The 12,968-nt window shown below is 64.6% G+C and carries 12 protein-coding genes; 5 read left to right on the top strand and 7 right to left on the bottom strand.

The window, feature by feature from the left end:
• Positions 1-49: 49 nt before the first annotated feature.
• On the bottom strand, positions 50-382 hold the full coding sequence (locus tag ACPPVQ_RS04175; protein WP_426518932.1) for a hypothetical protein: 333 nt from the start codon (positions 380-382) through the stop codon (positions 50-52).
• 138 nt (positions 383-520) lie between these two features.
• On the opposite strand from ACPPVQ_RS04175, the gene ACPPVQ_RS04170 reads away from it, so the two are divergent.
• Positions 521-1,153, top strand: a complete 633-nt coding sequence (locus ACPPVQ_RS04170; RefSeq protein ID WP_426518930.1) for a trimeric intracellular cation channel family protein — start codon at positions 521-523, stop codon at positions 1,151-1,153.
• A 54-nt stretch (positions 1,154-1,207) separates the two neighbouring features.
• Here the strand turns inward: ACPPVQ_RS04170 and ACPPVQ_RS04165 are convergent, their stop codons facing one another.
• Positions 1,208-2,542 (bottom strand): DUF1254 domain-containing protein, encoded by a 1,335-nt coding sequence (locus ACPPVQ_RS04165; protein ID WP_426518928.1) that lies wholly within the window; start codon positions 2,540-2,542, stop codon positions 1,208-1,210.
• Complete coding sequence (locus tag ACPPVQ_RS04160; protein ID WP_426518926.1) at positions 2,539-3,564, bottom strand: DUF1214 domain-containing protein; 1,026 nt, start codon at positions 3,562-3,564, stop codon at positions 2,539-2,541. Before ACPPVQ_RS04160 ends, ACPPVQ_RS04165 begins: the two co-directional genes overlap by 4 nt.
• Before the next feature lie 122 nt (positions 3,565-3,686).
• Here ACPPVQ_RS04160 and ACPPVQ_RS04155 point away from each other — a divergent pair, with 122 nt between their 5' ends.
• The gene (locus tag ACPPVQ_RS04155; protein WP_426518924.1) at positions 3,687-5,273 is read left to right on the top strand and encodes an LCP family protein; all 1,587 of its coding nucleotides are present in this window, start codon (positions 3,687-3,689) and stop codon (positions 5,271-5,273) included.
• Between the two features lie 34 nt (positions 5,274-5,307).
• Here ACPPVQ_RS04155 and ACPPVQ_RS04150 read toward each other — a convergent pair whose 3' ends face one another.
• Entirely contained in the window at positions 5,308-6,630 is a 1,323-nt protein-coding gene (locus ACPPVQ_RS04150) for a glycosyltransferase 87 family protein (RefSeq protein ID WP_426518922.1), read from the bottom strand.
• Between the two features lie 163 nt (positions 6,631-6,793).
• Between ACPPVQ_RS04150 and ACPPVQ_RS04145 the strand changes: the two genes are divergently transcribed.
• Both ACPPVQ_RS04145 and ACPPVQ_RS04140 read left to right on the top strand, forming a co-directional pair.
• Positions 6,794-8,080, top strand: a complete 1,287-nt coding sequence (locus tag ACPPVQ_RS04145) for a phosphatidylserine decarboxylase family protein (RefSeq protein WP_426518920.1) — start codon at positions 6,794-6,796, stop codon at positions 8,078-8,080.
• Between the two features lie 111 nt (positions 8,081-8,191).
• Positions 8,192-9,490 (top strand): LCP family protein, encoded by a 1,299-nt coding sequence (locus tag ACPPVQ_RS04140; RefSeq protein ID WP_426518918.1) that lies wholly within the window; start codon positions 8,192-8,194, stop codon positions 9,488-9,490.
• Here ACPPVQ_RS04140 and ACPPVQ_RS04135 read toward each other — a convergent pair.
• Together ACPPVQ_RS04135 and ACPPVQ_RS04130 are read right to left on the bottom strand one after the other, a co-directional pair.
• Entirely contained in the window at positions 9,487-10,140 is a 654-nt protein-coding gene (locus ACPPVQ_RS04135) for an NADPH-dependent F420 reductase (protein ID WP_426518916.1), read from the bottom strand. The genes ACPPVQ_RS04140 and ACPPVQ_RS04135 overlap by 4 nt on opposite strands.
• A gap of 19 nt (positions 10,141-10,159) precedes the next feature.
• On the bottom strand, positions 10,160-11,239 hold the full coding sequence (locus ACPPVQ_RS04130) for an LLM class flavin-dependent oxidoreductase (protein ID WP_426518914.1): 1,080 nt from the start codon (positions 11,237-11,239) through the stop codon (positions 10,160-10,162).
• 146 nt (positions 11,240-11,385) lie between these two features.
• Between ACPPVQ_RS04130 and ACPPVQ_RS04125 the strand changes: the two genes are divergently transcribed.
• A complete protein-coding gene (locus ACPPVQ_RS04125; RefSeq protein WP_426518912.1) occupies positions 11,386-11,877 on the top strand; it encodes a MarR family winged helix-turn-helix transcriptional regulator in 492 nt (163 codons plus the stop codon).
• A gap of 398 nt (positions 11,878-12,275) precedes the next feature.
• Here the strand turns inward: ACPPVQ_RS04125 and ACPPVQ_RS04120 are convergent, their stop codons facing one another.
• Complete coding sequence (locus ACPPVQ_RS04120) at positions 12,276-12,494, bottom strand: three-helix bundle dimerization domain-containing protein (RefSeq protein ID WP_426518910.1); 219 nt, start codon at positions 12,492-12,494, stop codon at positions 12,276-12,278.
• Between the last annotated feature and the right edge of the window lie 474 nt (positions 12,495-12,968).

Genomic DNA, 12,968 nt, shown 5'->3' with positions numbered 1-12,968 from the left:
CTCCTCCCGGTGCCGCCGCACGACCAATGTCGCGGGCGCCCGTGTCCAGCTACGGGTTCAACTGGTCCTCGATCGCAGCTTTGAAGGCTCTGAGCTCAATGGTGCTGCCCTCGTAGACCTTCCCCTGATCGCTCCAGCTGATCGCCAAAGTGCCGACAGTCTCGTCACCCGTCAGGTCGGCACCCTGAAAATCGATGTGATCGATGTCGTCGTCGTGGCGCCCGCTGTCGTGCTCGTCGTCGATGAAGATGATCCTGTTCGGTGTGAGAACAAGCCATCCGGCATGGCGGCCGTCCTCATCCAATCGATCGGCTTCCACTTCCGTGATCGGTTGTTCTCCCTGAGGAAGCCTGTCCTGGTGGTTCTTTGAATGTTCGATCATGAGCGCAATCTAGACCCAAAGCACTCGGCAGGTTAGACCTCCGGCGCAATCGAGTGGTCTGACGTTTGTTGGCGTCGCCGAGCCGTCGTGAGCGGCCGCCATAGGCTTGGCCCCACATAAGACGAAAGGCGGCAAGACATGGACTGGTCGCTGGTCGCCGACCTGGCGGGCACATTCTTCTTCGCGATTTCGGGCTGCATGGTCGCGACGCGGCGAGGGTACGACATCATCGGATCGCTACTGTTGGGCGCGCTCACCGGCCTCGGAGGCGGCATCATCCGAGACCTCATCCTCGGAGTTCCACCGGCCGCGTTCGCTCAGCCCGTGCATCTTATCCCTCCCATCGCGGCCGCATTATTCGTGTATTTCCTGGCCCACGGCGTCGAGCGATTCCCCCGAACGCTTCTCCTGTTCGACGCGGGAGGCCTCGCGCTTTTCTGCACGACAGGGACGGTCACCGCACTCCATGCCGGTATGAATCTTCCTGGGGCCGCAATCCTCGGAGTCACAACGGGAGTGGGCGGAGGGCTGTTACGCGATGTCGTTGCCAACCGCGACCCCCAACTATTCAACCCGAAAGACCTCTACGCCGTTCCCGCGATCGTGGGCGCATCGCTGATCGCCATCCTTTGGTCCATCGGACGATACAGCGCACTCGCGCAACTGTTCGTCGCGATACTGGTATTTGTCTTCCGCGTGCTGTCCCTACGATTCCACTGGCACGTTCCCCGCGCCGCCACCACCGTCGGCGATCAGCCCCAGGGCCAGTAAGCAAGGGCGTCTGCAGCAGGAGAGCTTAACGGCGACGCGAATGGCGCTCCGTGTTCACACGCGATCATCTCCGCGCCCGATCTTCTGAATTGCCGGTACGAGGAACTCACGGCTCAGCACGGCCGGAGCCGGCTCATACATTCGAAGCACGGGACGGAACGCTCCGGCGGGGGCGGGGAGCCAGTTCGCTCGTGCCTTCGCATCGAGCGGCTCGAGATGCGAGATCGTGAGGACGAGCGAGCCGTCTACCTCGGGGACCAGGCCGGGTGTGCGGTCGCCGATGGAGTATCGGTCGATCGGATTATCGACGAGATAGTAGTCGGGCACGTCGTACATGGTCAGTGACCAGAATGCGCCGACGGGTGGGGTCGGGTTCAGGTGGAGCTCGTAGGTGTGTTCACCGCTGAGTTGCTCCCCGGTGTTGTCGAGGTAGGTGGCAATATAGGCCGCCTCGAAGGCTTGGTTGCCCCACAACCCGCCGAGCGCTGCGCCGGCGCGTTGCACGAGCCGTTGCTGGGGATCCTCGATCTTGAACTGGGGTTCGTCGAGCGAGCCGACCTCGAAGTAGTCGAGGTTGTAGTCGAAAGAGTGGTAGGTGAGGTTCCATCCGTTGACGAGAGCGTTGCCCCCGCCTGAGGCCAGCAACTCATCGAGGAGTTCCCGGCCGGCCGCGTATCCAGCATTCAGCGCCTCCTTCTGGAGCTCCCCGCCAGCACCGGTGAGTCCAAGTTGTGCGAAGGAGTGTTGCAGCTCGTGGTCGCGCGGCGCCGGCGGTATGGTATCGCTCCAAGCGCGGTATTTCTCCCAGAAGGTGAGTGGTTCGGAATCGGCCGCCGCGTATTCCGGGAGCCCCGCGGGCACCGCGGTGCTATCGAGCGGTGTCAGTCTCGTGGCGTCCTGCAATGCGTGCACGGCCGGGAGGTCGTCATCGCCGGCGACTGCCCACCGGCCGACGATCGAGGCGATGCGGGTGGGCACACGAACGATGGTGTGGCCGGCCGACGCCTCGCCCGTCCAGCCCGGTGGGACCAGCAGGTACCGTCCTGCGTGGGTGCCGGTAGCTCGGTGTCCGATATAGGCGAAGTTGTCCGTCCACGCGCTGACGAACTGCAGAACAAAGTATCGTCCCGCCGTTTCAGGGACGTCCAACAGAATGGGGCCGACTCCGAGGTCGAGCTGCGCCATCGAGTAGACCGTGTCGTTGTTGATCGTGACGAAGGTGTCGCTCGGTCCGGCGAGGGAGCGTGCATGGCTGAACGAGTTCCAGTCCGCTGCAGGATTCTTGCCGATACCCGTCGTGACGTACCGGGCGACCTGGTCGAGGTTGAACACGAGCGGGAACCCGAACAGGTACGCCGTGCGTGCGAGATCGTCGAGGGGGTCAGTCATGCTGCGCCCCCATCCGCAAGCTCGGAATCGGCGACGGTGGGGAACGACCAGCTGCCGTCGAGCGCTTGCGGGCGAGGACGATACAAGCGCACCAGATAGTTCCATCCATCGGTCACGGGGATCGTGTTCGGGAGGTCGCCGGTTCCGAAGCGCACCGTCGTCGACCCGTCCGGATTCCGCTCGGCGGTCACACTGTTGACCGTGTTGATGTGGCGGTCGTTCGGCTCGAAGTAGCCGTCCGCGTTGTACACCGAGATCGACCAGAACGCGTCGACCGGCACGTCCCTGACGGTCACGGCGTAGTCGCCGGCGGGGAGCTTCGGCTCGACATTGAGGTATATCGCTTCCTTCTCCGGCAGGCCGCCCCACCCTGCCGCCGCTCCGAGCAAATGGTGCAGCGTATCCGTCTCTGTGCGATCTCCGAACGCACCTGCGAACGACCGGAGCCCCTTCGCGAGTGCGAGCACATGGCCTCGAGTCTCGGCGTGGCTTGCGGCGTCATACGTCTCGTGGTGGAAGCCGCCGCCCGCGACGGACGTTACCGCAACCAGGTCCTGCAGCCGATTCACTTCGGCAACGTCTGCGCTATCCTCCGGGTCGACAAGGATACGCACACCAACCATGACGAACGGAGTTCCGCAGGCGGCTTCGGTCAGCTCATATGTGCCGGCCTCGTGCAATACCAGCGGGATGTAGTGATCCTGATTCACCACCATCGCCGATACGTAACGCCCCGCGGCATCGGGCAGCGTCAACGTCGCGCCCTGGGACACGTCAACCACGATCCCGCTATAGAGCGTGTCGCGGTTGAGCCGAATGATGGGCTGATGGTCAAGCGGCGTCGGTTCCCGCCGGATGGTCCACCGGTTCGTTCCCCCAGCATCCGACACGATGGAGTCGAACATCATGTCCGTTTCCGCGCGGACGAAGTTCTCAACGGTGACCAAGACTGCTTCCTCTGGCATGGCGACCCTTCTACAAGGAGGCGATTCGTCGACTGAGTATGGCTCGGTGACAGTCAATCGCACAAGGAAGCAATAAAGAGGGAACGCGAGATCACTTTGACTGAGAGCCTGCTGACGATTCCGGGAGAACCACCGCGTTGGCCAGCCCATTCGCAGGACCGACCGCATAACGTTTCCGTGTGCGACGCCCGACCTTCCCCCAACCCGAGAAGCCCCGCTACGACCGCGAGCCGGCCACCGAGATCTTCGGCCGCGTTCCCGCTGCCGCCGGCAGCGGTGTCGGCGGCAGCGGTGGCAACGGAATCGGCTCGGGTCGCCCAGCCGGAGGGTCCAGCGAGGGCGGTGGGCCACGCAAGCCGGGCAAACGTCGCGGCACCAAGCGCATCATCGCCTGGACCGCCTTCGGACTCGCGGCGGTGCTGGTCGTGCTCGGCGGCTACGCGGCCTACAGCTACTTCCGTTTCGTCAACGGCGTGAAACACGTCGACGCCATCTCCCAGGTGAACAAGCCCAAAAACGACCTCGACGGATCAGCCCAGAATATCCTCCTGGTCGGCGACGACCATCGGCCCGACGGCGCCTCGCAGGCCGAGCTCAACCAGCTCGGAACCACGGCCGACGGCGGTGGAACCAACACCGACACGATGATGATCCTGCACATCCCCTCTGACGGCCGGTCGGCCACCCTCATCTCCCTACCCCGCGACTCGTGGGTGGACGTTCCAGGTCACGGCAAGAACAAGCTCAACGCCGCGTTCTCGCTCGGAACCGGCAGCAACGGAAGTGACTCCGCTGGGGGCGCGAGACTACTCATCCAGACGGTGCAGAACCTGACCGGCCTCACGATCGACCACTATGTGCGCATCTCGCTGCTGGGCTTCTATGACATCGCCAACGCGCTGGGGCCCATCCAGGTCTGCCTCAACAACGCGGTGAACGACCCGTACTCCCAGGCCGACTTTCCCGCGGGCGTCTCGACGCTCGACGCGCACCAGGCCCTGGCGTTCGTGCGTCAGCGGCACGGTCTGCCGCGGGGCGACCTCGATCGGGTCGTGCGGCAGCAGTATTTCCTCTCCGTTGAGGCGCACAAGTTCCTTTCGGCCGGCACTCTGCTCAACCCGGGCAAACTCACCCAGGTTCTGGATGCGGTGAGCGGCTCACTCGAGACCGACCCCGGCCTCAACTTTCTCTCGCTGGCCACCCAGCTGCAGAGCCTCACCGGCGCCAAGATCCAGTCGGCGACCATCCCCATCGCGGGCACCCCCACCATCACGGTCAACGGGCAGGACCTCTCGATCGTCGAGGTGGACACGGCCGCGATGCCCGCCTTCATCCAGAGCCTGGTCGGTCCGCCGCCGCAACCGAGCGCTTACGACAAGGCGACCGCGGCGAAGCCTGCGGATGTGATGGTCACCGTGCTGAACGGTGGCAGCGCCAACGGCGCCGCCACCCAGGCGACGCAGACCCTGGCCGCAGCCGGATTCAAGACCGGCACGCCCGGCGACGCCGCCACCCGCGCGGCCACGCTCATCCAGTATCCGGCGGGTCAGGAGTCGCAGGCCAAGGCCGTCGCCGCATACCTGTCGGGGGCAACGGTGCAGGAGTCCTCCGCGGTGAAGGGCGTCACCGTGACGCTCGGCGACGACGGCATCATGCCCGCAGCCCCGACCAGCGGAGCTGCGGCCGCGGGCGGCGGATCGCCGGCGACGACCCCGACCCCGAGCTCGCCGGCCAAGAACTACAGCGCCACGGTCTGCATCAACTGATCCCGCAAGACACTCGACCTGGAGCTCCGGTGACTCAGGTGTCGGAGCCGGCGAACCCAACACGTGCGTCGCTCGCGCGTGAACTGTCCGCAGAAGTCGCACTACTGCCTCTTTGGCTTTTTCGCAGGGCGATGAGCCCGGCGATGGCCCAGCCCAGCAGGACCAGGAGTAGCGCGTTGCGGACGGTCAGAACGGTGGCGGCCGCCATGTCACCGCCGACGAGGGGCATGTAGAGGATGGGGAAGATGAGCGTGGTCAGGCCCGCGATCGCTAGAAGCAGCCTGGAGGGGACACGCCACCCGGGCGGGTCGGCCATGACGCCGACCGCGACGACGGGGCCGATCCAGAGTATGTATTGGGGCGACCCGACCTTGTTGAAGGCGACGAGTGCGGTGACCAGAGCCAGCGAACCGAGGAGCGCCAGGCCCGGATGGGCTCCGACTGTGCGGTGCACCCAGAGCATGAGTACGAGGATCAGCGCGAGCGCGATCGGCATCGCGAACCCCATCACAGTGACAGCGACACTGTCGCCGGGGCCGCTGACCTCCTCGGTGCTCAGAAGGTTGTTCTGCCACACGTACGTGTTCGGGGCGCCCAGGTCCGCCATCCACAACCATGGCGTCGTCACGGGCGCTTCCAGCTGAAGGCCCCGCTGCGCCTGGGTGGTCACGAACCCGGCCACGAACCGTAGCCCGCCTAACGCGGCGACGGTCGCGACGATGCCCGCGGTCACGCCTGCAGCGGCCGCGAGCATTGGCCAGCGCCGGCGATGTCCGATGGTGGCGGCCAACACCACGGCCGCCGGCCACACCTTGATCCACGCGGCCAACGCCAACAGGACTCCGGCGATCAGGGGGCGCCGTGCCAGCCAGATCAGTCCGACGACGACGAGCGGCGCGGTCAAACCTTCCAGACGCAACAGGGCCACCGGGCTCATCAACAGCAGGAACAGCATCCACCACCACGCGGCACGGTAGCCTGCGCTCGACTCTCCTCTGATCAGCACGAGGACCGACCAACCGTTCAACGCGGTGATTATCACGAACCAGATCAGCTGGAAGAAGAGTGGCCCGGCGATCGCAGCCGCGAGGATGGGGGCGAGTGCACCAACCGGGTACACCCATGATTCGGAAATTCCCGGCCATTGCCCGTAGTTCAGGGCGTCGATCGCCCAGGTCCGGTACAACGGCAGGTCCCCGAGAACACTTCCGGTGAGAATGGTCGGCCCGAGCGCGACAAGAAAGATGGCATGCAAGCCGACGAACGCGCTGAGCACGTTCCTTCGCTGCTCGAACCACGGAACGGAGGGTCGAAGCCCACCACCATCGACCTCGACCGACTCGCCCACCGCACTCACGAAAAGATCCTCCGATCAGCCGTGTCAGGTGAAGATAGGGTTCGGCCAGCCTACGCGCCACAAGTGAACGCCTGAATAACGAGGCGCGCCCCCACTCACCGGAGCAGGGCAGCGTGTCGATTGGAAGGGTTGACGCGACGTTTGACGCGCCTACGCTGGGCCCATGGCTGACGGATTGAGTGACGACGTGAAACGGCGAGGCGGTTGGCTGCCGTCGGAGCAGGACGATCTCGAGTCGTGGCTTGAGGGCCGGACGCGGCGCATAGAGGAACGAGCGGAGGCGGCGGCACTTCACCCGGTCATCGTGGAGTTCCGGGAGTTGATCGACACCGACCCCGTTGTGCGAATGTATATGACCCGGATGATTGAGGAAGTGCCGAGGTCGAAGCCGTACGGGAAGCGCCATCTGGAAAGCGTCGACCAGCTGCTGCGTCTCATCAATGACGTGTTGACGCTGGCGCCGGAGTTCAGCGAAGGCTCGATGATCACGACCCCGTTGGCCGGGATCCTGGATTGGACGATGGGCACCACGGCTGGCTTCGCCGCCTACCGCGACCCCCGGATCAACACCATGTTGAAGAAGGTGTTGGATGCGTGGCACCAATTCCTCACCAGCCGGGACTCACTGTACGTGCTGAACGAGTCCGAGAGCGGATGGAAATCTCCACAAGCCCAACAGGTTGTTGGCATGACGCAGTACGAGCACGACCCTGACGACCGGTACTGGGGCTTCACGTCCTGGAATGATTTCTTCACACGGCGATTCAAGCCCGACGCGAGACCCGTAGCCTCCCCATACGACGACAGCATCATTGTCAGTGCATGCGAGTCCACCCCCTACAAGATCAGTCTCGACGTCGCGCGACGCAGCCGGTTCTGGGTCAAAGCCCAGCCGTATTCGCTCGAGGACATGCTTGCCAACGATGAGTCGGTGGACCAGTTCGTCGGCGGAACGGTGTACCAGGCGTTCCTGAGCGCGCTCAATTACCACCGCTGGCACAGCCCTGTCGCCGGCACAGTCGTTCGCGCATTCGTGCAGCCGGGAACCTACTTTTCTGAGGCCGACGCGGAAGGGCGCGACGCCGTCGAGGCGATGAACTCGCAGGCCTATCTGGCACACGTAGCCACGCGTGCGATCATCCTGATCCGGGCCGACAACCCCGTCATCGGCCTGATGGCAGTCGTTCCGGTCGGAATGGTTGAGGTCTCCACCTGCGTTATCGACACGAAAGTGGTGCCCGGCTACCACCTCGAGAAGGGTGAGGAGCTCGGTTGTTTCCAGTTCGGAGGCTCGACGGAGTGCCTGGTCTTCCGCCCAGGTGTCATCGATGAGTTCGCCGCCGCCGCGATCCCACAGTCGGACGTCCCGCATCCGTCTGCAGTAAGAGTTCGGTCCAAACTTGCCACAGCCCGCACGGCTCACTCTCCCGGCGAGGGGAAAGTCGGGTAACCGGCTGCCGGTTCTCTCAGGACTATGGAGGGATTCGGGAGAATGCTCCAGTAACTTGGGTTGGCCGCGGCATGATCGCGCCATGAGCCACCCCGAACCGGAGTACGACCCTTGCACCCTGAGCAGCACCCGCCTCGGCTGCGTGAGCGCAGCCGAGGCCTTCCTGCGCCGACGCGCCACGGGCGCCTGAAACCACGCCGCGCCCGGGTCGGCATATTCAAGCTGCTCGGCGCATCCCTCGCGGTCCTTCTCGTCAGCGGTGCCGGTGTCGCTGCCTACGCAGTGGTCGACACTGTTTCGTCGATCAAACCGGGCATCCACCTGTTGAGCGCTCCCGGTCAGCCCGCGCGGCCGATCCCGAATGTGGGTGCAGTGGACGGCGCTGTCAATCTGCTCTTGACCGGTACTGACACGCGCACCGGCCAGGGCGGCAAGTTCAACAACGCTGCCGACCAGGCCGCCAGCTCTGGCGCAGGCAACAACGACGTGACGATGGTCCTGCACATCTCCAAGGACCACAAGCATGCCACCGTCATCAGCATCCCGCGCGACCTGATGACCGCCATCCCCGCCTGCCCTGATGGCAAGGGAGGGAGCAGCTACGCGCAAAGCAGCGCGATGTTCAACACCACGCTGTCGACCGGAGGCCTCTCCTGCGTTGTGCTGACCGCTGAGCAGCTGACCGGATTGAGCATCCCGTACGCGGCCGAGATCTCCTTCGACGGGGTGATCGGGATGTCGAACGCAGTCGGTGGCGTCCCCGTCTGTCTCGCAACCCCCCTCACCGACCCCTACGTCGGCTTGAACCTGCCAGCGGGCCAGCAGACCCTCGTCGGAGCCAACGCGCTGGCCTTCGTCCGCAGCCGCCACGGTGTCGGCGACGGCAGCGACCTCGGCCGGATCAGCAACCAACAGCTGTTCCTTTCCGCCCTGCTCCGCAAGGTCACCAGCGCTGGGGTACTCAGTAATCCCGTGACGCTGTACACGCTCGCCCACGCGGCAGTGACCAACATGGTGCTTTCCGACACGCTCACCCAGCCCACCACACTCGTTGGGATCGCGTTGGCCCTCAAGAACGTCAGCCTGAGCAACATCGTCTTCCTTCAATACCCCACCGGCACCGACCCGACCGATCCCAATCGAGTGGTGGCGTCGTCGGAGGCTGTGACCCTCCTGAAGGGCGCCCTTGCGAACGATCAGCCCATCCAGCTCTCGGGCAAGCTCGGTGTCGCCGCCGTCCCCGCACCCGGAACCGCGCCCGCACCCACTCCAGCGCCGAGCTCGACTCCGGCGGCTGCTGCACCATCGACGGCGACAGCAACGCCCACCCCGGGCCCGACGAGTGTCGCACTCCCCTCGAACGTGACCGGGCAAACAGCCGACCAGCAGACCTGCACGAAAGGCAACTAGCCTGTGCGCACGGCGGGTTCCTGGATCAGCTGGCGCAGCTTCCCAGTGGTGACGTCGGCACCGAATGCCGGATTGCCGGGCTGGAGGGCAGCACCGGCGGAAAGCGGCCCGATAAGCAGGGGGTCGAACCCTAGCGCGTCGACGATGGCCGTGACCTGTGCCGTGTCGTCGTCCCGGTCTCCTGCGACAGCTATTGCCTTCCGGTGGGATGATCCGGCGGGTCGTGACTCCTCCTCGAGGTCGTGGTAGCCCATGTGGTTCAGTGCTTTCACGACGCGCGATGAAGCGAGGAACTCCTGGACGATCTCGCTGGTCGAGGTGCGAGGGTCATCCAGGTCGTCGCGGATTCCGTCGGTTTCCCACCAATAGTTCATCGAGTCGATGACCAGCTTCCCCTGCAACGATCCGACGGGGAGACTCCGGTACTTCCCCAACGGGAGAGCGAGGATGACGACATCAGCGGCGCCGGCTGCTTCTTCGGGGCGGACGGCGACGGCTCCGGGCGCGAGGACGTCGATGGTGAGACGGATGCGCTCGGGATCCCCAGAGCCGGCGATGAGCACCCGGTATCCGGCCTTGAGCGCGAGTCTGGCGAGGACCGTGCCTACTTTGCCGGCGCCGAGGATGCCGATCGTGCGGATGTCTTTCACGTGTTCTCCATGTCTGTACTCAGCCGTGGACGGCTGTGCCGTTCTTCGTGATCCGTGCGGGGTCCCGGCCTTCGAGCTGCCAGTCGTCCTCGCTCTCGGCGAGGAGCTCACGCACGCGTGGGGCGACCTTCTCGCCGAACAGCTGGATGCTGCGTTCGCGAACCTGCCGGGGAAGGAGGTGCAGGTCGTATTTCAGGTCGAACCGGGACAGGTGGTTGGCCTGAACGATCCCGGCGATCTTTCGTGCGACGGTCTCGGCTGAACCGACGTAGAGCGCGCCGGTAGTGACCTCGTCGGCGTATCGCTCCGGCGTCGGCGGGTAGAAGCCGCGCTCTCTGCTCGCCTGGGCGAGCACGGGCTCCCAGTACTTCCAGTACACGGTCTTGGCTTCCTCGTCGGTGTCGGCGATCAGCCCGAGGGAGTGCTGCCCGATCGGCAGTTCCGGCTGACCGAACTGGTCGAGCGCGCGGAGGTACAGTTCGGCATGGCCCGCGAATCGTTCAGGACGGCCGCCGATGATCGCCATCATCAACGGCAGCCCATTCCGCGCAGCACGGATGACGGACTCGGGGCTGCCGCCGATTCCGAGCCAGGCCGGGATCCCGCCTTCGGGCATCCGCGGGTGGAGGCGGATGTCGTCCAAAGGCGTGCGGTACGTGCCGGACCAGGAGACCCGGTCCTCGCGCATCAGCCGAAGGAACAGTCCGAGCTTCTCTTCGAAAAGCGCCTCATACTCGGCGATGTCGAACCCGAAGAGCGGGAACGACTCGATCGACGACGCCCGGCCAAGGACCAGCTGGGTGCGTCCGCCCGAGATCCCGTCCACCGTCGCGAACTCCTGGTAGAGCCGTACCGGGTCCTGCGTCGAGAGCACGGTCACCGACGTTCCCAGGCGAATCGTCGACGTTGCCTGGGCCGCGGCGGCAAGCAGAACCGGCGTCGCAGAGTCGACATACCCCTCCCGATAGTGTTCGCCGACGCTGAAGACATCCAACCCGACGGCTTCGGCCAGTTGCGCCTCCCCGACGAGCAGCCGCAGCGTCTCCGCGTCAGACAACGTGCGACCGTCGTCGGAGGCGACGTCGCCGAACGAGTTCAATCCGAACTCAATGTCCCGAACATGTCCCGCAATCACGCTTATCGTCCTCTTTTCGTCGGCGAACACTGGACCGGCCACCTCTGGCCGGATCTCGCCGTCTGACCGCTACAACGCTAGAGTTGACGTGTCAATTCCCTAGGAGGGTCATGGATCAACAACGGCACCGCTCGGCTCCGACCCGCCCGCAACTCGACGTATGGCGCGACTACATCGAGACGGCCGACGTACTGCGTTCGCGACTCGGGGCCCGGCTGCTGAGCGAGTCATCGCTGTCGTCGGGTGACTACCAGGTTCTGCTCGCGCTCAGTGAGGCATCCGGTCACACACTGCGATCATCCGAGCTCGCAACACGGATCAGGTGGGAGCGCAGTCGGCTCTCGCATCACCTGGGGCGCATGGAGAACCGTGAGCTCATCCGCCGCGTCGCCTGCGCTGACGACGTGCATGGGGTGGACGTGGTGCTCACCGACGTCGGCCTGGCGTCATTTCGGAACGGATCCGTCCCGCACCTTCGCGCGGTCAAAGAACTGTTCGTCGACGCGCTCTCCGATGACCAACTCACAGCTCTCGAAGACATCGTGGCGGCGCTGCGTCGGCACCTTCGCCTCGACGATCACAGGCCCGGCCAAACGGCATGAAGAAGGCCCCGAGATGGCGAGATCTCGGGGCCAGTAGCGGGGGCGGGACTTGAACCCGCGACACCACGATCATGAGCCGTGTGCTCTAATTGGCCCGTTACAAGCAGGATATGGGCTAGTGAAAAGCCCGGAATTCCGAGGGAGTCGGGTTGACTGTGATGACGGAAATCACCGTGACACCGATTCAAGTGTGGGCAAAATGTGGGCAAGCCGACTAAGTTCCCTTACTCGATTTTGAGGCTCGCACATGCAATCAGCGTCGAGCCAGTCCTGCGCAGCCGGCGATCGAGAGGATCATCAGCTGAATCAATCCGCTTCGCCACAGACGCTGTAGCTAACTACTCGCACTGTTCACGACGCTGGCCAGCGAGTTAATACAGCCCCTCACGCCTAAAGGACTACTTCTTCTTCCGTTTCTCCGCGTTGAGCGTTGACTTGGCTTCGTGCTCGACGAGGACCGCGATGTAGTCCCGAAGTCGGGCTGATTTGAAGTTCGCGTACGCGTCTTCGTAGACCTGCTTGACGTGGTCCTTGGAGGCGTCCTTGTACTTGTCTTTCAAACGGCTGGCGACCTCGTCGATCGCTTCACGTTCGCTCTTCTTGGAGAGGCTGGCCATAAGGCCAGAGTGCACCATAGAGTTAGCGGCTGCCAAGAGCCACTTGCGCCAGCCGCACCCATACGCCCGGCCGCCGCCGTCAAGACCATCGGCGACCAATTGGGTGCCCAGTCACCGCGCACTCCCGTGCTGAACTGGCGCGAATACGCGGCTGACATGGGCAACGATCCCGCCCGCGACGGCGGCCAGACCGACCCGACCAGGGGCACAGACTGCGCCCACCCTACCCAGACAGGCGGCCTCGGCGCCGATGTCACTAACAACGCAACCGCGACCTCATCGAGCCAGGAACGGTCGACACTACCGGGTCGTACAACCACTACTCAGCGCCCCGCACCTACGAGGACCTCCTCGGTCTGGACGAGGGCGGCTCGGATCGACGAGGGCACCTCGGCTTCGCGGCGACCGCCCACGACTTCGCGCGCGACGTATTCAACAACCTGCGCGGCTGGCGCTGACTCCAATAGGCAGCTC

Source organism: Leifsonia sp. McL0618, from assembly GCF_049994905.1.
In the GTDB taxonomy this organism is placed as follows: domain Bacteria; phylum Actinomycetota; class Actinomycetes; order Actinomycetales; family Microbacteriaceae; genus Diaminobutyricibacter.
This window is presented reverse-complemented; position numbering and strand designations above follow the sequence as displayed.